Genomic DNA, 20,214 nt, shown 5'->3' with positions numbered 1-20,214 from the left:
TTCATAATGATATTTATTAGTAGTTACTTGGGTTTATAGACCAATGATTGGACTTTTTCTTGTTGTTATTATCAGTTTATTATAGATGCTTTTGGGTGCCATTCATTAGCATATGACAAATCAAGGTATATTACGGTGATTTCCCTTGTTATTTTCTGTTATTCAGTTACTTCTCCTCGAAACACAAGTAATTCCGGTGAATTCTTTGTATTTGAATATACCGTTACCTTTTGCATGAAATATCCTAGTTGAGATGAATCATAATTAATCCTAATAGTGGTTGAGTCCTGTGAAGCAACAGATTTATTTTTCCATTCGACTTTTGTACAATGGCAATCGGTTTCTATCTTTTTTATTAGTAATGGAATCTTCCCCGTATTGATAATTTTAAATGGAACAGTTATAGAATCGTACCTTTTTATTTTTCCTAAATGGATTAATTTTTTAGGAATTTCTACTTCTGTGAGTGTACTTTCATTTTTTTTCAAAGTCATTTGATTTCTTTTTACCTGTTGGTTGCAGGCAAAAAAGACAAGAAGTGTCAAGAGGTATAGTATTATTAATCTTATATGTCTTTTTTTATAGCTTTTATGCTTCTTCATCGAAAAACTGTTATGGAGTTTTTATTTTATAAGTAACCAAGATAGGATTGTCTGTGCTTTCCAGAGTAGGTATGATATTATAAAGATCCGGATAATCTCTTTTTAAATCATCCATGGAAATTTTTCCGTTCTCCAGCCAGTTTAAAAACCATTCTACCTCAATAAATGAAATAATTTTATTACTGTCTGTTAAACCAACAGGTAAACCGAAAGCTATAGGAAAGTCTATTTGTACTGGAGAAATGTTTTTATTACTATTAAGGTTATTCTCTTTATGACAAAAAGCTGTAACCCTCTTCCCCTTATCAAAATAAGTAAAAACAATCATATCTTTTGATTCAACAAAATATTTTTGTAAGAATGAATGCTCCAATTGAACTTCTTGCAATTTATTTATTGAATTTCTTGCTTCCTCGGGTAACGCATTTTCCCCAAAATCGAATATGTATTTCGGATACATTTCACGATCTGGATGTAGTTGAAAAATGGTATCCGAAAGTGCTGAACTGTAAAGGAATCCTTCATTATTTTCAAACATAATACCTTCATCGCCTAACATAATATTGAGGTCTTTCGAAAAGGGAAATAAACGATCCTTAATTTTCCCGGAATTATCCAGTACAATCAAGTTGTTTTTTCCTGTTAGACTATTATCATTATGGTTAATGTAATAAAACCAGAAATCATCTGTTTTAACAAAAGTACTGGCCCATAAATTGTTTCGTATAGTTTTAATGTAATCTCCTTCCAAATCATATTCAAAAACTGCTTTTTCATTATGCCCTAGTAGCAATAACTTTTCACTTTCAGGATCAAGTTCAAAATCCCATAAGGTTGTAAATTCACCGGGGCCATGTCCCAAAGCACCAATAGAATTGATGTATTTTCCCAGTTTATTAAAAACTTTTAAACTTGAATAACGCTTATCAAGCACATAAAATTTATTTTTGTATAAAGTCACCTCAGTAACTTCCGCTAATAGACTAACATCATTAGTTTCTAAAGGAATAAATGTTATTTCTTCTATCTTTTTTCTGAAATTTTTATGATTTTTCGTTTTGCTTACATCAATAATATAACTGTTGTAATCTTCAATAAACTCAATATTTTTTGCGGTTTTATTTCCATTTTTGCAAGAACATAGTATGAGCAATAATAGAATAATATTTAGTGCTATTTTCATTTTAAATACCGTTTACTTATTTTCATAATCACAAGTAGCTAGTGTGTGACCATTTTTTATTATTCGAAATTTTTGATTGAAATTGTCCAGGCAGAACGGAAAGTTATTAACGTTCTACCTGGACAAATAAATGGCTGATAAAACCTAACAGTTACAATTTTTTGGAGTGCAGCTAGTAGCTGATCCCTCATAACAACCATAAGCAAGGCCACAATAATTTCCATTTTTATAGCACTTTGTCTCTTCTCTTTTCCATTTTTGACCACTACTGTCAGAACCACTTGTCTGTTGAGCTATTGCCGATTCACTAAATGAAAGAAAAGGGTCGTCTAATGTGACTTTTACATTTATTGCTAATGCTATTACAAAAAGAGCAGAAGCAATAATCTTTATTACTTTTTTTAATTTTGAATTCATGATATAATTTTTTAAATTATTATCTCGTACGGCTCATAAAGTAGTTTGCCGAACTTTTATTAAATGTTTATCGTATATAATATTCCTATTACATACGCCTTTTGTTTCCGTTAACAGGTTTATACACAAACAAAAGAGTTATCAATTTTAATGAGTGTTTATGACATTGCTCCCCTCCTTTCTTTTTGGTGATTATTTCTTCTATCGATGTTATTAATATTCGTTTTGGTAATGAAGTAGCTAGGTCTTTGCTTGCTTTCCATGTACAACTTTCCCAAGTATTCTCCCATCACTCCCAGAACAATTAGTTGAATCCCAGATAAGAAAACAATACATGCAACGATAGAGGTCCACCCTACAATGGTAAGCCCCATTAACATTACTATTACTGCATACATGCCATAACCGAAAGCTAACAATGCGAAAAATATACCTGCGGAAAGAGCAAATCGTAAAGGTTTTATACTGCTTGAGGTAATTCCGTTGCTGGCCAGCGACAGCATTTTTTTAAAAGTATACTTAGTAGTTCCATGTATCCTATTTTCTTCCTGATATTTAATAGTAGTTTGCTTAAACCCTATCCATGAGAATAATCCTCGCAGATATATATTCTGCCCAGGAATATTGCGTATAATATCTCCGACTTTACGATCAATTAATCTAAAATCCGCACCATTTATCATCACATCCTGATCCGATATTTTAGACAAAAACAAGTAATACCATTTTGAGGTTTGTCTCTTTAAAAGTGAAGAACGATTCTTATCTGCGCCAATAGCTGTTACAATATCATATCCTTTTTGCCAAAGTGTAATCATTTTAAGTATTGTTTCGGGCGGATGTTGTAAATCGGCGTCCATGGTAACAATACAGTCGCCATGGGCAAAATCTATACCTGCCTTAAGAGCCGTTTGATGTCCAAAATTTCTTGAAAAACATATATACTTGATAGACTCGTCTTCATGTAAAGCTGATTCTATCACTTGTTGAGTATTATCACAACTGCCATCATTTACCAAAATGATTTCATAGTTGTTATATGGCTGCATAACCTCCTGTATTCTGGAAAGCAATGGAAATATATTATCGGCCTCGTTATAACAAGGAACTATGATGGATAATGAGAACTCATTCATTTGTACTAGATTCTAAAGGATTATTTATTATAGGCTGTTTCCGTACTTTTCTTCTTTCTATCAGTTCCAGTACATTACTTTTCATAACGTCACTGTTCTTCCAAGCCATGGTTCTATAAAAAGTGTGTATACTGAGAAAAAGGATGTACAGCGGAACAAAAACACGGATGTATTTTCTATATTTAATATAATGAGTATAAAAGTGATCTATATACCAAACTAATATCAACGCTAGTCCAATAATACTCATATACATATATCGGTCTGCGGTTATCATTCCTCTTGGCATTGGTATCAAATGCAGGACGAGTAAAATGTTGATAAAGAAGAATAAGGCCCCAAAAATTACGAGCCTGTTGTTTTTCTTGTAATTACTCCAAATAAAACCACCTATAATCAATGTCAATATCGGATATCCCCAATAAAATAGAGGTAGCTTTTCTCCAACTCGTATAGGTGAAAAATAATAATAGTATAATTTAACAGGGACTATGGTACGGAATATATATTCGGTTAAACTATGCATACCCAACAATAATCTTTGATATAAGGGATAGGTATTTTCTACATTGAGAGTTCCCAGGTTATGGGACGAAGAAAAATACCAAAACAGAAAAGCAAGGAAGAAAAAAGGAATTTTTTCCAGGAATACTTTTCGGAAGAAAATATTTTTTTTCAGCTTTATATCTTTTAATCTTCCATAAATAAAATCAAAAGCCAATAAATTCAGAGGGAGTATAATTGCTTGTTCTTTAGAACCAAAACTTAAAGTATAGGTTATGGCAATCACTATCGACCACTTCCATTTATAAGTATGTATATATTTTATATATGCAAAAAAAGCAATCAGAGCGAAAAAAGTATATAGGATAACTTTAGAAGCACTAATCCAAGCTACAGGTTCAACTTGTAAAGGATGAATAGCAAAGAGTAAGGAGACAAAAAAACCATACCATTCAGGACCACAAGTCCCCTTTCTTACGGTTATATTTCCAACGATATCTCTTATGATATAAAATACAATAAAAACGTTCAATATATGGATGCCTAAACACATAGCATGGAAAGCAGTGGGGTTAAAACCAAATAGATTATAAATTCCAATGTAGACCAATGTATTTACAGGAGAATATTGCCCTCCATAGAAATGCATAAAATGGTGTTTGATATTACCCCATGAAGAATCCAATACATAAGGATTTTCAAGTAATTGCCAAGTATCGTCCCATTCTCGTTGGAAATCATTAAAAAATGTGGGTAGAAATACAAGAATGCCCGTAAAGGCCAAAAGTAATAGAGGATAGGAGGTTAGTTTTTTTAACATTTTTATGGTTGATTTGGGTGGTTGTTTTTTAGGGCTTATATATGTATCACACTTAAATACATCAAAAGTCCCAATTTAAAACTTATTATTTTCCAGATAGGATGCAACAAGCCAACTTATTATAGTGGCAATAATGTCATACTACAAACCGTGTTTGTGCTGAAATGGATCTAGTTATTTAGATTATAAGTGTTCACGTTTTTTTATGATTTTTGTCAAAAACAGGATTAATGATTTTTACTGTTAATGGCAAAATCATTTAACAAAATCTAGGGGGGGGAGAATAATCCGAAAAAATTCCTTTTAGGAAAAAAGGACTATAAAAGGAATTAAAAATATAAATAATACAGAGTAAAACTTAATTTTTTACATAAATTTAGCATAAAATATTACTATCAAATATGAGATATCTTGGATATATAATTTTAAAATCTATTGGGTTAAAATTCCCATTGTTGCATTTAGGTAGTTCATTTGGGGTGACTATTATCCCATGAGTAACGCTCTTTTTATTTTTAGAAATAGAACATGGTTGCCTTTTTCAGGCAACCATGTAATTTTATTGATTATTCACATTCATAAAACGAGCATCTTCCTACGTAAGTAAATGCATACAAGGCCTTAAGGCGCAATCTTTTCGATCGTATTTTTCATACATGCGTCCAAGAGCTAAGGGATACGTATTATATTCCCTTTCGACACAGGTTCAGGAACAACCACTACAATCTCCACCACCATAGCCAGAACTTTGATAAGCCAGGGCTTCTTCGTTTATACGGGTAAAAGGGTCATTGAGAGTAGCTTTAATATTAATAGCCAATGCCACCAAGAATAACATTGCGGCAAATATTTTTACCGCCTTTCTAAATTTTGTTTTCATAATTTTGACTTTAAAATGTTATTATTTATACAACAAGGAAAATGGTTTATGCCAAGTTGTATTTTTATTAATTTATTGTAAATAATATCCCTATTATATACACTCTTTGTTCCCGTTAAAGGGTTATATGCAAACAAAAGAATTTTCGGGCGTTATTCTGTTTTTATGATATTGCTGCCCTCCTTTCTTTTTGATGATTATTGTTACCTGCGTTATATATTTGTCTTAGTAACAAGGTAACTGGGACTCTTATATGAGCATCACACTTAAACATGTTGATAGTCCCAATTTTGAAATAATATTAGGAATAGGATGTTGAAATTGATAATTATCTATTAATTACAAGGGTTCTTAAAGGATTGGAGGCAATTTCTTGAAACTTTCCGTATTAAGAAATTTTATAATTCAATGTTGTTGGACTTCCATATTTTAAGGAAAATTTTACTATATAATATAAAAAATCCTTCTTTAATATAAGTATAATACACATTCCTTTAATAAATTATCTTTATTTTATTAATTTTGTTTTTCATCACTCTCTTTTTTAAGATTAGTGATAAGAGAGTCAACAATCTTGAGGAAAGCCTGCGAGGCACAAATCAGAAGACCCCGAAAAAACATTCGACGCGAGCGTCGGAGTATTTTAAATCTCACTTAGTGAGTAAAAAATGGAGACCTGTCAAGCTCATAATTTCTTTTAATGGGGATGATTCCGATTTAATGCTTGGAAAGAGATTGTTTAGTGATAACCTTAACTGTGTTGGGAACTATACAACATTTCATTTCACAGGAAAGCATGTTCTTTTAGCTAATAAAGAAATTGAATAAATTAGGATAGTTGACTAGTTTTATATTATAAGAAACAAACTAGCCATATACAATCAAAAATAAAGTAATATATGGAATCGGTGTCCAAATTATACATATTGTTTTTAGCCGTTTTATTCGTTCACTGTTCCGAAAAAGAAAAGATATGTCATATCAGTGGGACAGTATTAGATGCTGACGTAAAATCAATTCTTTTAGTCAAGCTCAACCAGGATATGAGAAATGATCCCATGATTGAAATTCCAGTTGTTGATGGAAAGTTTCAATATGAAACACGTTTAAATCATCCCGAAGCAGTTAAGTTATTTTTTGGCAGGGCCAGGTATGAAGGTGGTGGTCGGGTTATGCCTCTGTTTCTGGAAAATGAAAAGATTGATCTCACCATTTATCCCGAAGAAGATTTTGACAAAAACAGTGTTCAGGGGGGACAACTCAATGCTGAATATAAAAAATTCAAAAAAGCGTCTGAACTTAAATTCAATGACCAACTAAGACCCCTTCAGGACAGTTTAAATATACTTTTTAATAGCAACCAATATCATAGTGATACAATGAACACACTGTTGTACGAGTTGAAAAAAAATCAAAATGATGATGAAAGAATAATTTTATTTCAACAAATGGATGATTTGGAAGAACAGGGAATGGACTTAAGCCCAAGGGCAAAAGTTTTAACCGATAAACTCAAAAAAATAATCGAAAAGCATGGCAACAGGAATATATGGATAAAAACCCTTCTATTGTATCTTACTACTTCCTTGTGAGCGACTTGATTTACGATAAGGAAAACATAGACATCGACTTGGCCAAACACAATTATGAAAAGCTTTCCGAAGCCCATCCAAACCATCCATATAATACATTGGCTCAAAATTTAATTCGCGCTATCGAAAGCATACAAGTTGGGAAAAAATATATTGACTTTTCTGCTCCAGATCTCGAAGGAAATACCATCAAATTATCGGATAAAATTTGAGGAAAAGTTGCTTTACTGGATTTATGGGCAACATGGTGCAGCCCCTGTATTACAAAAAGTAAAGCTATGATCCCAGTTTACAATGCTTATAAAGACAAAGGGTTTACCATTGTCGGCGTTGCCGGTGAATTTAAAACGACTTCCCCACTTAAAAAGTTTTTAGAGAGAGAAAAATGGCCTTGGCTAAATTTAGTGGAACTGGATAGGCAAAACAATATATGGCAAAAATACGGAGTCGGCAATGGAGGAGGAGCTATTTTTCTGATTGACAGAAAAGGTGAAATTGTTGCAAAAGACCCGACCGCAGAGGAAGTTAGGAAGGAATTGGAGTCTATGTTGAATTGAAAGATCGAATTTCAATTTTCTTCGAAATAGTCAATTGAATTAGTCAAGATAAAAAATGGACTCTTGTTATCAGACATGAATATAGTTTAAAAATATACTGTAAACTTACTCTGTCACTTGATAGTATATAATCTACAAAATTGGAAATCTCTTTTTAAAAGTAATTTGTTCTTATCCATATAATATTCTGTATCAAGGCTCTTAGCTTTCGAGGGTTCTTTGGATTGATGTATTTTGAATTTGCCATAAGGCGAGAAATACCATTTCAGTTGAGTTGCTTATATTTAGCTTGTTTGGCAAGTGTTACAAACGCTTTTAGACGATAGGCCTTCGTTTCCCCTGTGCTCAAACGAGGATAGTTGAGGAAATCAAAAACTATTTAGCCTTCGTCCATTTACTTTGATTAAGCAATTCCCTAATGTCAACATTAAGAAATTTAGCGATATCATTAAGTGTATTTAAAGTGGGTTGTTGTTTGTTATTCACCCACCTTGAAACAGTTTCTTTCTTTACTTTCAGGTGAACGACCAGGTCATTATTCTTCATACTTTTTTCCTCGAGGACTTCCGCAATGCGATTGATTTTATAATTAGGCATAATTTTATTTTAAATATTGTTGACTTTTAAAATCAACTTTCATATATTTGCATATGATTTGACAATTAGCAAGTCATACAGTTTGAGCTTGATTTAGTATTTGTTCAATGATTAAACGAGTCTCCAACTTCTCACTTGGTACCTGGGAAGGAGGCGGTAAGGTCAGCTCATTTCCTGCGGATATTATATATTTGCTATATAATGACGTAGGGGTGAGCCTTACTGAAGTCCGCTTCCAGGTACCACCTAAAGCAAACGCTTTAGGTCTGCACAAGAGTTTCGACTCTTGTGAGAAGAGTGGATAGACGTAAGGTTTCACCCCTTACGTTTTTTCAGGAGCTCGTTCACATAACCACTAAGATTATGATACGAACGCCTGTAAACTACATCCATAGTGCCGAATCCCACCTCAATGAGGTATGGCTTCGGTTCGCTCATCTCATCCTAACAAAGAACATTGTCTGTCCGCCGGACTGACAATTAAACCAAAAAGCCTATCGGATAGCAAAAGCAAGGGTGTTACACCATGCTTGCCATAGGCATAAATCTCCGTTGGCTGTTGTCCGAAAACACCGGCCGCGTGCCCATGGAAACATATATTTGCCACAGGATTAAAGACGGCTTAATTTATTAGTTAACTGCAATAGCTATAAAAATACTTTCTTTTATCCTTACCTGCAAATAGTATTATTGCTTTCTTATGGCATGACGGCCTAATACACATACTAACACTTTATTTATGAAAACATCACACCAAAAACTGGAACAGCTCCAACAAGCATGGAGCGCCGAAATGGCCACTTTCCGGGAACTGCAACAAAACAACCAGGCCCTTACGGAGGAACTCCGGGAGTGTGCGCAAAAACTATCCCTTCGACTGGGCTAAGCTCAGTCTCCAAACTTGCAACCTATAACCCGAAACCTGGATACCTGCAACCCCACAGGGATTTTTAGCTAACACTCAAATATTAAAATTATGAAGATCATTACATTAGCAGGGTTCTCCTGCTGGTGCCCCATGACTATTGCCTTTATTTTACTTAGCCTGCCGTTGCCATTTTGGGCATCACCGTCCTCCCCGTTTACTGTACAACAAAGGGTTACCGGAACCGTAACCGATGAAACAGGTTTGCCCTTGCCCGGGGTAAATATCATTATTAAAGATAAGGGAGCCGGCACCATGTCGGACGAAAATGGGGAATACAGTATTACGGCTTCCCCGCAGGATACCCTGGTATATTCGTTTGTAGGATTTAAAACCCGGAAAGAAAGGGTAGGGGAGCGGGATGTTATAGATGTTGTAATGGAAGAAAATATTGCTACCCTTGAAGGCGTAACGGTTGTGAGTACAGGATATCAGGAAACACCGAAGGAGCGGGCTACGGGAAGTTTTGTTTTTATTGACAGCACTTTGCTGCAACGGTCAGTAAGCACAAGTATATTAGAAAGACTGGATGGTGTTACCGGCAGTTTGATCTTCAACAAATCGGGAGGGTTTAATACTCCCGATATCAGTATCCGTGGAAGAAGCACCATACTGGGCAATCCCGATCCGTTAGTTGTTGTAGACAACTTTCCGTATAACGGAGACATCAGTACACTGAATCCAAATGATGTCGAATCCATCACTATTCTAAAAGACGCTGCCGCAGCCTCAATTTGGGGGACACGGGCGGGTAACGGGGTCATTGTCATCAAGACAAAGTCAGGCAAGTTCAACCAGAAACCACAGATCAACTTCACCAGCAATATAACCATTGGACAAAAGCCCCGGCTGTATACCCAACGCGGTATGACCAGCGCAGAATACATTGAAGTCGAGACCGACATGTTTGAACGTGGAAGATATAACGCTACGATTGACAATGGTTATACCGCTTTATCTCCTGCTGTGGAAATCCTACTGATGCACAGGAACGGGGAAATTGATCTGAATACACGTAACGCTATGTTGAATGCATTGGCACAATACGACTCGCGGGACGACCTGTTAAAGTATTTTTACCAGGTTCCCATTAACCGGCAGTATAACCTGAACATATCCGGGGGTAGTGAAACACAGAAGTTTTTCCTGTCTGCCGGATACGATCGTAACACCTTGCAGCGGGTGGGTAGCAGTTTTGAGCGATTTACACTCAACGGACAAAATACGTACAACCTTTTTAACAATAAATTGCAATGGGTATCCGGTATGCAGTTTACCACGGACAAAAATGAATCTGCTCCTGCGCTACCGGCACGATTACAGCAGTTCCCCTACCTAAATCTTGCAGAGGAAAACGGTAATGCACTACCTTTCGCCCGGGATCTGCGGTTTTCTTACATCGAAGCACAGGAAGGTAACGGATTGCTCGATTGGTACTACCGCCCGCTTGACGAACGGGCTCCCTCCCGGTTTAGCAACTCCCAGAACTTCCGGTTGCAGAACAACCTTACCTTTCGGATTGCCAAACCTTTGAGCCTGGTTGCTTTTCACTCCTATCAAAAAGGTGTGACTACTACCGACACCCGTAATTATGAGGACTCCTATTATACCCGTAATATCATCAACAGCATTTTGTCTATCGATCCCGAAACGGGTTTTGTCACCCGGCCCATATACGAAGGGGAAATCCTGGAAAACAGCAGAAGCACACTAACCAGCCATTATGGCAGGCTCCAACTGGCTTTTGATGAAATCTATGGGGAGCATGCTATTAACGCTATAGCCGGGGCGGAAATATCCGAATATAAATTGGACAATGCCTCATATACCCTGTATGGTTATAACCGGGAAACGGGAAGTAATGCTAATGCCGCCATCGACTTTAGTCGCCAATATCCACGGTACACGGGTGCAGGAAGTTACCAGGTGCCTACAGGCATTTACAACAGCATACAAATAGATCGTAATGTTTCATATTACGCCAATACCTCTTACACCTACCAACAGAAATATACCCTTACTGCCAGTGCCCGGAAAGATATGTCCAATATTTTCGGAGTGAAATCGAATCAAAAAGGTGTTCCACTGTGGAGTATTGGCGGTCTATGGCATATAGCGAAGGAGGGTTTTTATCAGATTCACTGGCTACCGCAACTTTCCCTTCGTGCTACTTATGGTTACAACGGAAACGTTGATAAGTCTACTTCGGCATATTTTACGCAAAGGCTTACATATAATAACCTATATGGCCTTCCGCAATACCAGGTTGCCAATCCGCCAAATCCGTCACTCCGTTGGGAAAAAGTAAGCAATATCAATATAGGTCTCGATTTTTCTACTCATAATGACCGTATTAGCGGGACCATTGAGTATTACCATAAACATGGACAAGATCTGATTGGTATTTCCCCGATAGCCCCACAAACGGGAATAACCGATTTTCGTGGAAATAGCGCCAATCTGAAAACCAAGGGAATAGACGTTATCTTAAATACAAAAAATCTCATTGGTCAGATTCAGTGGAATACGACCATATTATTTAATTACGTCAAAGATAAAGTCACCCATTATGAAGCAGAACCTGGAAATAATAGTTCAGTAATATTAGGGACGGCATCACAAACCCCGCTGGTGGGTTATCCATATAACGCTATTTTTTCTTATCCCTGGGCAGGATTGGACGAAGCCGGGAATCCACAGGGGTACTTAAATGGGGAAGTTAGCACAGATTATACTGCTATTGCTAATTCAACGGACAGGAATGAAATCATACATAACGGGAGTCGGACTCCGACTTATTTTGGTTCTCTCCGTAATACCTTTAATTTTAAAAATCTACAACTAAGTTTTCTGATTAGTTATAAGGGAGGATATGTATTCCGACAACGGAATTCATTGAACAGTACGAACCTCTATGGCACAAGCGGCCCTACCTATACATCAACAACAGACTATGGTAAAAGATGGCAACAGCCTGGTGATGAATTTAAGACAAATGTACCCGCATTGGTTTATCCAGCCAACTCTCGCCGGGAAAATATTTACAACTATTCCGATATTCTTGTGTTCAGAGGTGATCATATTCGATTACAGGATATTCGGTTAAGTTACATGCTCGATGAAAGTATATTTAAGGCCTCATTCGTTAGACAAGTATCTCTTTTTTGTAATGCCAATAATTTAGGCGTCTTATGGAAAAGGAATAATAGAGGCTTTGATCCCGATAACCTGGACATTGCACAAACCCGAAACATTTCATTAGGTCTCACAGCTTATTTTTAATGACATGAGAGTATTAATTACAATCGCAATTTCTTCAATTTTCATTGGCCTAAGTAGCTGTACAGAAAACTATTTGGACGCCAAGCCAGACACCAATTTAGTAACCCCACAAAACCTGGATGATATCATAGGTTTATTAGATAACACTACCGATCTTAATATGACGGGTGGATTGGGCCAAATGGGGGCGGATGAATATGTTTTTTTAGATTTTGAAGCCTGGCAGGGGACATTTTCAGCTACCGAACGTAATGCGTATATCTGGGCTGACGATGTTTATGAAGGTCAAACCCCAATTCAGGATTGGAATGCTCCTTACCGTTCAATTTTTTATGCTAATAACGCCCTGCAAGCCTTAGAAGACCTCGATTTATCATCGTCTAAAGAACAAGATCAAGTGAGGGGGTGGGCTTTATTTATCAGGGCGTATGCTTACCACGATCTTGTTCGGAATTTCTGTTTTGCGTATGATCCGCAGACTTCCAATACCGACCCGGGATTACCCCTTCGCATTAACCCCGGAATAGATGAGATACGATCGCGAGCCAGTCTACAAAAAACCTATGACCAGATTATCAGTGATCTAACGCAGACTGTCTCCTTGTTAACACCACGGTTTCAACAAAGTAATAAAAACAGGCCATCGAAACCTGCGGCCTATGCTCTGTTGTCGCGGGTACATCTTATGATGAATGATTTTGTGAATGCCGAATTAACTGCAGACAGTTCCCTTACCCTATATAATAAGCTGATAGACTATAATTCTGTTTCTCAGAGTATACCTGCCCCTTTTCCGCCTCTTAATGATGAAACACTTTTTACAGCCAGTCAATTTTCAAGCTATAGCATTACAGCAAATGCAAATTGGAACACTGCCGTAATACCGAACCCGAATATTATTGATTCTTATCAAGACGATGATTTGCGTTTACCTGTTTTCTTTGGCAAGGATAATCAAAATAACCACTATGTGAAGTCACGGTATAACGGAGGAAGTCCTTATCCGTTTCATGGACTTGCAGTGGACGAATTGTATTTAATTAAGGCCGAATGTTTAGCACGACGCGGAAAAATATCGCAAGCGATGAATTGGCTAAATGAATTGCTTGTGAATCGTTTCAAGAATACCGAACCGTATAGGCCATTGACTGCTGATAATAAGGAAGAAGCCATTTCCATTATACTGGAAGAACGAAAGAAGGAATTGATTTGGCGAGGTATACGTTGGAGTGACATCAAACGATTAAACAAGATAGGAGCCTCTATAACTTTACGGAGAACATTGAATGGAGAAGAATATTTGCTATCTCCCAATGACCCGCGTTATGCCTTCCCCATACCAGACGATGAAATAGCACGTAGTGGAATCAAACAAAACCCTCGTTAACCAATGTACAATTTATGAAAAAGACATTTTTTATAGTATACCTTTTGGGGTATATAGTTACAGTCTCTTGCCAAAACCCGAATACCGTCATCTCCGGAAAGGTAAGTGGTGATGTGTTGAAAGCGAACAGTAATATCAAGTTTTTTGTCCGTTATGATGACCATAATTTACTTGGAAGAACATTTGTCCCCGATACCGTCATAACATGTCCAATCGAGACGAATGGAACATTCAACTTTAAATTTACCTCTCCCTCAAAATTATTCTGTGTTGCTATGGAAGTTTATTCCGGTGAAGAAGTCATAAACATGAGAGAATTTGCATCATATCAACCATATTTATTCAAACAAGCCGATAGTGTTTTCTTGAATATAAGGATTTTGAATTCGGGTGCTTCCAGGATAATAAATAACAAAGCATCCTTCACAGGCAGGGGTAGTGACAAACTTAATTGTCAATATTTATTGTATCATTTTGTTGAACCAACGGAGGTGAGAGGCCCTTATTACTTCACTGGTCCTTTTGATATTACTCAACCATATGATTCCAAAGAGAAAGTCGCTCTGTTACACCAAAAATATCGAGAGACTATTGTTGAGCAATACAGCAGAGAGATTGATGATGCTATTATTTCAAAAATTGCACAGGATATTCGTGCAGAATCAAAATATTTATTTGTCTCTAATTTGCTCCATTCGTATATTATGGGCCCAGCAAAAGGACATAAAGCAATTATCGACTACTATAAAAATGAAGAGAAAAATAGTGTGTTACTTTCAGAAGATGATCATCTTATTTCTGCAAGGGCTTATCCCGACTTCATTTTAGCAAAAGAAAAACTACATTATAGGATAAAGCATCAACTTAATTGGAGGAGCACCAACAAGCTCGACACTGCACACTATTTTGACTGGATGTATAACAACCTTATCTCCAAATACTCGGGCTTATTGAGAGATCGATTAATCACAACATGGTTCTTAACTACGTCGGATCGTTATTTTAGTTATCAGGATTCGGTTTTAGGAGAAACCATCCGGTTAATGAGTTATGATCAAAGTAAAGAAGTCCTTAAAAAACATATTAAGAAGTCGTCTGGTAGTCAGACATACCCGTTTGTGTTTATTGATACCGGAGGAAAAGAACATAGGTTGGAAGATTATAAGGACAAAATCTTAGTATTGGATTTTTGGTTCACGGGGTGCAAGGGCTGCACTGAAATACCAGCCGTTATGAAAATAATTATGGAACAATTCAAAAACCGGGATGATATTGCCTTTTTAAGTGTAAGCACAGATGCATCGGCAAAGACATGGAAAAATCAAGGATTAAAAAGCGGTCTTTATTCGCATCCTGAACAAATACATTTAAAAACCATTGGCAGCAGCAGAACCGACCCATTTATTCTGAACTATGAAGTTAATTCTTATCCCCGGATAATGTTAATTGGAAAACATGGCCGTATTTTATCCATAAGTCCCAGGGACCCACGATTGGATAATGGAAAAGACATCATAAACTTAATACAGAAGGAAATAAACCACCCATAACTTTATTTTTTCTGAATCAAAAATCCGGGACAATGAAAGATTGCCCCGGATTTTTTTGTCATTAAACCTGTTAACTTCCTACGTATACGTTTGTATTTGTAGACTCAACAGCATCAGCGGGTTTGTCATCGTAATCAAAACCCTCATCAATTTCCTGTTCTGAAGAAATAGTACATGGAAGATTGTCCGATTGCAAACAATTATTAGGATCTGGTGCACCTTCAAGGAGACGGTAAGTTCCGTCACCGTTATTTCCATACCAAAATGTCTGCATTTCCTCCTTCACAGGCTCTTTTTCGTTTGCATTACCAAACGCAAACGCTCCGATTACGCCAACGGCTATAACCATAGCCGCAATGGCAAATTTCAATTTTTTCATAGTTGAAAATTTTAAGTTATTGATTTTGTTTAAATTATGATGTCATTGGGCAGATACCCATATGTTCGGCGGTCCTTAATCCCGAAAGGGCTGCCGGGTCGGTGGGATTATAGGTGTAAAATTATGCCGGGGTTTTTACACCTGAAAGGGAAAAACGGTAAAAATTCTGCACACTTGGTCAAAACCTTTCCGTTTTTTCCTGAAAAGTGTTAAAGTTTACTTCTGCTGTCTTTTCAGAAACCGGTTGAGAGCATAACGAAAGGAACTTTCGTCACTGTACCCCACGGATAGGTAGACATCCTTTGCGCTCAAATTGTTACGTTCTATTTGCCTTATGGCATCGGTAATCCTGAGCCTGCTGTAGTATTCGTGCGGGGTCATACCGTACTCCCGCTTAAAGTGGTTGCGAAGTGTACGTGCCGTTACATGGAACCGTGCAGCAAGATTGCCTGCACTTAGCCTGCTGTCCCGGTAATGGTCGTCCAGGTACATTTTAACCCGGTAGGCCAGTTTGTGGTATTGTGGCCCGAATACGGAATTATAGTGCCCCAATATATACGAGAGATACTTACGGAGATTCCCGTCCAAAGCCCCCATATTGTTCTTGGAGTAGCTATATACCTTATAAAGCCAGCGTTGTACCTTGCGGTCTATACGGCAGGGGTGCATCATGTGATAGGGCCTGGAACTATGCCTGAATTTTTCGAGTATGAATTGGAGACCGGGAAAGTCCGTGCTGATGCTTTCCAGCCATTCCGGGGCCATATTTACAAACAGAATAGTGTGATGCCCCTTGCCGGTATGCGCTATATACTGTCCGCTGCCATAATACAACATAGCAAATGTATTGGTCTGTACCTGGGTAACAGGGCACCTGTTCCCGGAGGTAATGGACAGGGTACCGCCAAGCATAAAATAGAGGAACAACTCTCGCCTGGGAATTTTAAACCGGACAGCCCTAGGCTTATTGGCCTTGATCTCAAACATATCGATATAAAATGGGGAACAGTACATTTGCTGGCTTATGATCTCCATATCTCGCAAATGGTAATAATGGCACCGCTCGGCAAAAGAGACCGGGAAGCGGCACCATTCGGGCAGTTTTTCGATGGGGCCGGCGTATATTAACTCTTGTGGTTTAAAGACCAGGTTGTATGGTGTTGTCATGGCATAGGGGTTTATGCGTTGTTTGGTAGAGGGGAAACCGATCGTTTTGAGATTAACGGGCCACCAACAGGAAGGCCGGATATCCGACTTTGATTTTTAACACTATAAAATTAAAACATCTTCGTGGCCAGAAAGGGATTATTTGAGGTGCGAAAAGGAGTATTTAAGGGAATGTGTCTCGGAAAAATCTTGTTAATTGGTGTTAGTGAGTTAATGAGTCAATGAGTCAATAAGTCAATAAGGCAATGAGTTCATGAGTGCTGCCTGAATAACTCAATAACCGAGTAACCCAATAACCAAAACCCAATTTCCCGGTACATACAAAAACTACCGTTAATCCTCCTTACCCTCAAAGCATTTCCTGAACTTATGTGGAGTCTTCCCGTAGACTTTCTTAAACGCTTTATAGAAATGGGAAGAGCTGGCATAGCCTATACTTCCGGCAATATCTTTTAAAGGAATATCCGTATTCAGGACAAGCAACTTTGCCCTTTTCATACGTTCGTCTCTCTGGAAGCGGAAAACCGTAGTGCCGAGAATCCTCCTGAAACCGTGTTTTAATTTAAACTCATTAGTGCCGCAGCTATGGGCCAGTTCCTTTATGGATAGCAAGGGTTCATCCACATAGTGCAGGATATAGGTGCGGACTTTGGCTATAACCTGCCGGTCGGCATAGGTAAGGTGAATGTTATTCCGGGGCTCCTTCTTTTTTACAGGCGAAGTGTTACAGGAATGCCGGCTTTTCTTTTCCCGGTCATACCCTGTACCGAGGAACATGACCGAGAGGGTCTGCCATGATCCCGGTTCGGCACCACAAAGGGTAGTTACCCTGCAGGATACAGGCAGGAACAACCCGCTGCCGGTCTTTACATGCAAAACAATGGTAAAGTCGGTTCCCTTTTGTAACTGGCTGACCATACCGTTCCAGCTATCCAGGGAATCTTTGGCCAGTAAAGAAGGAAACGACAGGCCTGCCATCGTACCGGCATCCAGCCCCAGGGCTTTGATCACTTCCGGGTGGAATTCGCGGATACGCAGGTGCCTGTCCAGGACAAAAGCGATACGTCCGGAAAGATAATCCTTATAGAGCCGTTGGGCGTGTTCCCTCGGTACAAAGGCGGCCTCCAGTTCTTCGGTGGTCATGTTTAGCAATACGGTAATGTATTCCCAGAGGTCGTCTTTATAAGAGCGTTCCATACGGCATTGAAGATTCCCCGTAGCCAGGGCCAGGAACATGGCTTGCAGATGTTCGATCTGTTCTTTGAAGTTTTCCGGGTATATACCGCTTATACGGTGCTGCTTCCGGATAGCCTCCGGGTCGTTATCTCCCCGGGCCGTGGTTTTCACATAGTGTAAGGTATCTTTTTTACGGGGAAATATCCCGGTAGGTATGGCCGGGGCATTGGCTTTAACATAAAAATAAGCCATAAGCCTGCCCAGGGGGGAAGTGGCATAAACACCCAGCACACTGATATACAGGGCCCCTTCATGGGCAAAATAGTCCCTGGCCTCGCGGGTAAGGTCTTTCACACCCCGGAAATCCACAAAAACAGGATACGGTTTTTTGCCCTGCAGGGAAACCCGGTCTGCGGTTAAACGTATGGCAGCACGGAGATCCAGGACAGTACCCGGTTTATAAGTCACAAACAAGATACCCTGGTCTATCCATAAACGCGCGTATTTGTTTTCCAGGAACTCAGGCATTTTGCGGTTTTTCAACAACAAGCTGCCAAAGTACCAAAACCCTGCAATAAAAAGATACGGTTTTCCGTAGCCTTCTTTTAACGGTCTTCTCCCTCTGTATATTTTCGGGGAAAATATGGCGTAATCGGGGAGTAAAAAGGCGCAGGAGGGATTATTTTAAGGCGGAAAATGGGCTTTTGCTGTTTTTTTGAACAGTTTTTTATAGTTTACGCTCCATTACACGATCATAATGCACCATAAAGGGCTGAAAGATAGCCTGAACCTACCCCGGTGAAAGCATGCTGTCATGGCATCACAGTAATGCCAAATTTGAATAACGCCAACACATCACCTATGGACACTATCGATATACCGGGGCAGACCTTGCGCGAGCTTCGCGAGATCAGGAAGCTGCTCCAGGAGCACTTCGGGCAAGGTGTGCCGATACTTCGACAGGCTCAGCAACAGGCAGGCGCTGATCTGTCCGACCTGGTAGAAGTCACCTGGATATTGCGGGAACTGGGCATCGGCCGGACTACCTTCTACAAACACGTAAAGCACAAGCTCCTGTTCCCCAAATTCCGTATCGGCAACCGCGACTACTTCGACCGCAAGGCCGTACAGAACCTGCAAAACAAATAAGACAAAGCCACCTGCCCTACCGGGAACCCGTCCGGGGGGAAACCATTCCGGCAATAGACCGCCTGATTGGGAGGAACAGCCTGTAACAATAGCCGCTCCGCATTGCGCGGGGCGGTTTTTTTTTGGTTTTGGAAAAATTCACAAACCAAAAGGGATGCGCCTTCACGAGGAGCCGACGGTAGGAGGGGACGTGGTGATCTCCCTTCAGGTATGCGCCTGCCATTGCGGGCATGGTGCCAGCCTTCATGAGATTGCAGCACTTCGTTCGCAAAGACGCGTACTTGTTAAGGTTTTGGGAGTTGATGAGTTCCGTCCAAAACTAAAAATTTCACAGTTTTTCGCGAACAGTAGTGTCCGTAGTTGTTCGTACCTGTTCGTAGTCGTCCGCGAATTTTGATATCCGCAATGCCCCTTTTATGTTTGTGTTAATCAAAAAAATAACCATAAAACATATAAGATGATGAACACACAAAGCAACACCCAAAAACCCCCGCATCCGGAACCGTTCCGGCTGCGGAAAGTAACGTGGGAAGACGACTATGTCGATTTCCTGCACGACCAGGCCCAGGGGCCGCGATACCGGCACCTGCGAAGATGGGGGAGACAAGCCGTCCTGGTACTCCTCCTGCTATCGGCCTTCCTGTATGCCGGTCCGCTGCTGCGGCTGGCGGACAGCACCGCGGCCACGGTAGATGCCGGCACCCTGAGCCTGCTGCTGCTGGTACTGCTGGGCGTAGCCGCCTGCCACCTGCTGGCCTGCACATTGACCGCACAACTGTATCGCAGCTTCAGGCGGCTGCTGGACAGCGCTTTTACCACACATTCCTTAAAACTGAACCCATGGCAACACGTATGTATTTACCTGGCTGGCTATATCTCCTTATTCTGGGGTATGGCCCTCTGGCTCTCGC

Annotated in this window: 20 protein-coding genes and 1 pseudogene; 11 read left to right on the top strand and 10 right to left on the bottom strand. The window is 39.2% G+C overall.

Annotated features, from left to right (window positions below):
* Positions 1-158 precede the first annotated feature (158 nt).
* The 6 genes from ACVBDY_RS20795 to ACVBDY_RS20770 form a co-directional block, all read right to left on the bottom strand.
* Positions 159-602 carry a DUF1573 domain-containing protein gene (locus ACVBDY_RS20795; RefSeq protein WP_447177398.1) on the bottom strand — a complete coding sequence of 148 codons (444 nt, stop codon included), beginning with the start codon at positions 600-602 and terminating at the stop codon, positions 159-161.
* Positions 603-612: 10 nt separating this feature from the next.
* Positions 613-1,785, bottom strand: coding sequence for a DUF4934 domain-containing protein (locus ACVBDY_RS20790; RefSeq protein WP_447177397.1), 1,173 nt, complete (start codon positions 1,783-1,785; stop codon positions 613-615).
* A 144-nt stretch (positions 1,786-1,929) separates the two neighbouring features.
* Positions 1,930-2,202: a hypothetical protein gene (locus ACVBDY_RS20785; RefSeq protein WP_447177396.1), complete on the bottom strand. Its 273-nt coding sequence runs from the start codon at positions 2,200-2,202 to the stop codon at positions 1,930-1,932.
* 158 nt (positions 2,203-2,360) lie between these two features.
* The gene (locus ACVBDY_RS20780; protein ID WP_447177395.1) at positions 2,361-3,338 is read right to left on the bottom strand and encodes a glycosyltransferase family 2 protein; all 978 of its coding nucleotides are present in this window, start codon (positions 3,336-3,338) and stop codon (positions 2,361-2,363) included.
* Entirely contained in the window at positions 3,331-4,662 is a 1,332-nt protein-coding gene (locus ACVBDY_RS20775) for an ArnT family glycosyltransferase (protein ID WP_447177394.1), read from the bottom strand. Before ACVBDY_RS20775 ends, ACVBDY_RS20780 begins: the two co-directional genes overlap by 8 nt.
* Positions 4,663-5,368: 706 nt before the next feature.
* On the bottom strand, positions 5,369-5,542 hold the full coding sequence (locus ACVBDY_RS20770) for a hypothetical protein (RefSeq protein WP_447177393.1): 174 nt from the start codon (positions 5,540-5,542) through the stop codon (positions 5,369-5,371).
* Between the two features lie 657 nt (positions 5,543-6,199).
* Here ACVBDY_RS20770 and ACVBDY_RS20765 point away from each other — a divergent pair.
* The 4 genes and pseudogenes from ACVBDY_RS20765 to ACVBDY_RS20750 form a co-directional block, all read left to right on the top strand.
* On the top strand, positions 6,200-6,370 hold the full coding sequence (locus ACVBDY_RS20765; RefSeq protein ID WP_447177392.1) for a hypothetical protein: 171 nt from the start codon (positions 6,200-6,202) through the stop codon (positions 6,368-6,370).
* A gap of 71 nt (positions 6,371-6,441) precedes the next feature.
* Entirely contained in the window at positions 6,442-7,134 is a 693-nt protein-coding gene (locus tag ACVBDY_RS20760) for a DUF4369 domain-containing protein (protein ID WP_447177391.1), read from the top strand.
* Positions 7,131-7,346: a thioredoxin domain-containing protein gene (locus tag ACVBDY_RS20755; RefSeq protein WP_447177390.1), complete on the top strand. Its 216-nt coding sequence runs from the start codon at positions 7,131-7,133 to the stop codon at positions 7,344-7,346. The genes ACVBDY_RS20760 and ACVBDY_RS20755 overlap by 4 nt, the downstream gene beginning before the upstream one ends.
* Before the next feature lie 12 nt (positions 7,347-7,358).
* A pseudogene (locus tag ACVBDY_RS20750) lies at positions 7,359-7,691 on the top strand (peroxiredoxin family protein); the annotation flags it as partial.
* 375 nt (positions 7,692-8,066) lie between these two features.
* Here the strand turns inward: ACVBDY_RS20750 and ACVBDY_RS20745 are convergent.
* A complete protein-coding gene (locus tag ACVBDY_RS20745; RefSeq protein ID WP_447177389.1) occupies positions 8,067-8,288 on the bottom strand; it encodes a helix-turn-helix transcriptional regulator in 222 nt (73 codons plus the stop codon).
* A 107-nt stretch (positions 8,289-8,395) separates the two neighbouring features.
* Between ACVBDY_RS20745 and ACVBDY_RS20740 the strand changes: the two genes are divergently transcribed.
* The 5 genes from ACVBDY_RS20740 (at position 8,396) to ACVBDY_RS20720 (ending at position 15,432) form a co-directional block, all read left to right on the top strand.
* The gene (locus tag ACVBDY_RS20740; protein ID WP_447177388.1) at positions 8,396-8,593 is read left to right on the top strand and encodes a hypothetical protein; all 198 of its coding nucleotides are present in this window, start codon (positions 8,396-8,398) and stop codon (positions 8,591-8,593) included.
* Between the two features lie 434 nt (positions 8,594-9,027).
* Entirely contained in the window at positions 9,028-9,174 is a 147-nt protein-coding gene (locus ACVBDY_RS20735; protein ID WP_447177387.1) for a hypothetical protein, read from the top strand.
* A gap of 90 nt (positions 9,175-9,264) precedes the next feature.
* Positions 9,265-12,495, top strand: a complete 3,231-nt coding sequence (locus tag ACVBDY_RS20730; RefSeq protein ID WP_447177386.1) for a SusC/RagA family TonB-linked outer membrane protein — start codon at positions 9,265-9,267, stop codon at positions 12,493-12,495.
* Positions 12,496-12,499: 4 nt separating this feature from the next.
* Positions 12,500-13,882 (top strand): RagB/SusD family nutrient uptake outer membrane protein, encoded by a 1,383-nt coding sequence (locus ACVBDY_RS20725; protein ID WP_447177385.1) that lies wholly within the window; start codon positions 12,500-12,502, stop codon positions 13,880-13,882.
* A 14-nt stretch (positions 13,883-13,896) separates the two neighbouring features.
* Positions 13,897-15,432, top strand: a complete 1,536-nt coding sequence (locus ACVBDY_RS20720; RefSeq protein ID WP_447177384.1) for a TlpA family protein disulfide reductase — start codon at positions 13,897-13,899, stop codon at positions 15,430-15,432.
* Between the two features lie 70 nt (positions 15,433-15,502).
* Here the strand turns inward: ACVBDY_RS20720 and ACVBDY_RS20715 are convergent, their stop codons facing one another.
* From ACVBDY_RS20715 to ACVBDY_RS20705, 3 genes are all read right to left on the bottom strand, one after another.
* A complete protein-coding gene (locus ACVBDY_RS20715) occupies positions 15,503-15,811 on the bottom strand; it encodes a DUF6520 family protein (RefSeq protein ID WP_447177383.1) in 309 nt (102 codons plus the stop codon).
* Between the two features lie 216 nt (positions 15,812-16,027).
* On the bottom strand, positions 16,028-16,978 hold the full coding sequence (locus ACVBDY_RS20710; RefSeq protein WP_447177382.1) for an AraC family transcriptional regulator: 951 nt from the start codon (positions 16,976-16,978) through the stop codon (positions 16,028-16,030).
* A 333-nt stretch (positions 16,979-17,311) separates the two neighbouring features.
* The gene (locus tag ACVBDY_RS20705; protein WP_447177381.1) at positions 17,312-18,682 is read right to left on the bottom strand and encodes a helix-turn-helix transcriptional regulator; all 1,371 of its coding nucleotides are present in this window, start codon (positions 18,680-18,682) and stop codon (positions 17,312-17,314) included.
* A gap of 333 nt (positions 18,683-19,015) precedes the next feature.
* On the opposite strand from ACVBDY_RS20705, the gene ACVBDY_RS20700 reads away from it, so the two are divergent.
* Positions 19,016-19,303 carry a hypothetical protein gene (locus tag ACVBDY_RS20700; protein ID WP_447177380.1) on the top strand — a complete coding sequence of 96 codons (288 nt, stop codon included), beginning with the start codon at positions 19,016-19,018 and terminating at the stop codon, positions 19,301-19,303.
* A gap of 457 nt (positions 19,304-19,760) precedes the next feature.
* On the top strand, positions 19,761-20,214 hold a 454-nt coding region (locus tag ACVBDY_RS20695; RefSeq protein WP_447177379.1), incomplete at its 3' end, for a hypothetical protein.

The sequence above is a fragment of the Sinomicrobium halophytocola genome (assembly GCF_052983395.1).
The sequence above is the reverse complement of the archived record's forward strand: the minus strand, read 5'-3'. Positions and strand labels throughout refer to the sequence as shown.

Bases quoted from the DNA above. Each gene is read 5' to 3' on its own strand.
- ACVBDY_RS20715 (WP_447177383.1), bottom strand. From the start codon at position 15,811: ATGAAAAAATTGAAATTTGCCATTGCGGCTATGGTTATAGCCGTTGGC.
- ACVBDY_RS20725 (WP_447177385.1), top strand. From the start codon at position 12,500: ATGAGAGTATTAATTACAATCGCAATTTCTTCAATTTTCATTGGCCTA.
- ACVBDY_RS20735 (WP_447177387.1), top strand. From the start codon at position 9,028: ATGAAAACATCACACCAAAAACTGGAACAGCTCCAACAAGCATGGAGC.
- ACVBDY_RS20775 (WP_447177394.1), bottom strand. From the start codon at position 4,662: ATGTTAAAAAAACTAACCTCCTATCCTCTATTACTTTTGGCCTTTACG.
- ACVBDY_RS20790 (WP_447177397.1), bottom strand. From the start codon at position 1,785: ATGAAAATAGCACTAAATATTATTCTATTATTGCTCATACTATGTTCT.
- ACVBDY_RS20710 (WP_447177382.1), bottom strand. From the start codon at position 16,978: ATGACAACACCATACAACCTGGTCTTTAAACCACAAGAGTTAATATAC.
- ACVBDY_RS20795 (WP_447177398.1), bottom strand. From the start codon at position 602: ATGAAGAAGCATAAAAGCTATAAAAAAAGACATATAAGATTAATAATA.
- ACVBDY_RS20780 (WP_447177395.1), bottom strand. From the start codon at position 3,338: ATGAATGAGTTCTCATTATCCATCATAGTTCCTTGTTATAACGAGGCC.
- ACVBDY_RS20760 (WP_447177391.1), top strand. From the start codon at position 6,442: ATGGAATCGGTGTCCAAATTATACATATTGTTTTTAGCCGTTTTATTC.
- ACVBDY_RS20770 (WP_447177393.1), bottom strand. From the start codon at position 5,542: ATGAAAACAAAATTTAGAAAGGCGGTAAAAATATTTGCCGCAATGTTA.
- ACVBDY_RS20785 (WP_447177396.1), bottom strand. From the start codon at position 2,202: ATGAATTCAAAATTAAAAAAAGTAATAAAGATTATTGCTTCTGCTCTT.
- ACVBDY_RS20740 (WP_447177388.1), top strand. From the start codon at position 8,396: ATGATTAAACGAGTCTCCAACTTCTCACTTGGTACCTGGGAAGGAGGC.
- ACVBDY_RS20705 (WP_447177381.1), bottom strand. From the start codon at position 18,682: ATGCCTGAGTTCCTGGAAAACAAATACGCGCGTTTATGGATAGACCAG.
- ACVBDY_RS20720 (WP_447177384.1), top strand. From the start codon at position 13,897: ATGAAAAAGACATTTTTTATAGTATACCTTTTGGGGTATATAGTTACA.
- ACVBDY_RS20745 (WP_447177389.1), bottom strand. From the start codon at position 8,288: ATGCCTAATTATAAAATCAATCGCATTGCGGAAGTCCTCGAGGAAAAA.
- ACVBDY_RS20730 (WP_447177386.1), top strand. From the start codon at position 9,265: ATGAAGATCATTACATTAGCAGGGTTCTCCTGCTGGTGCCCCATGACT.
- ACVBDY_RS20700 (WP_447177380.1), top strand. From the start codon at position 19,016: ATGGACACTATCGATATACCGGGGCAGACCTTGCGCGAGCTTCGCGAG.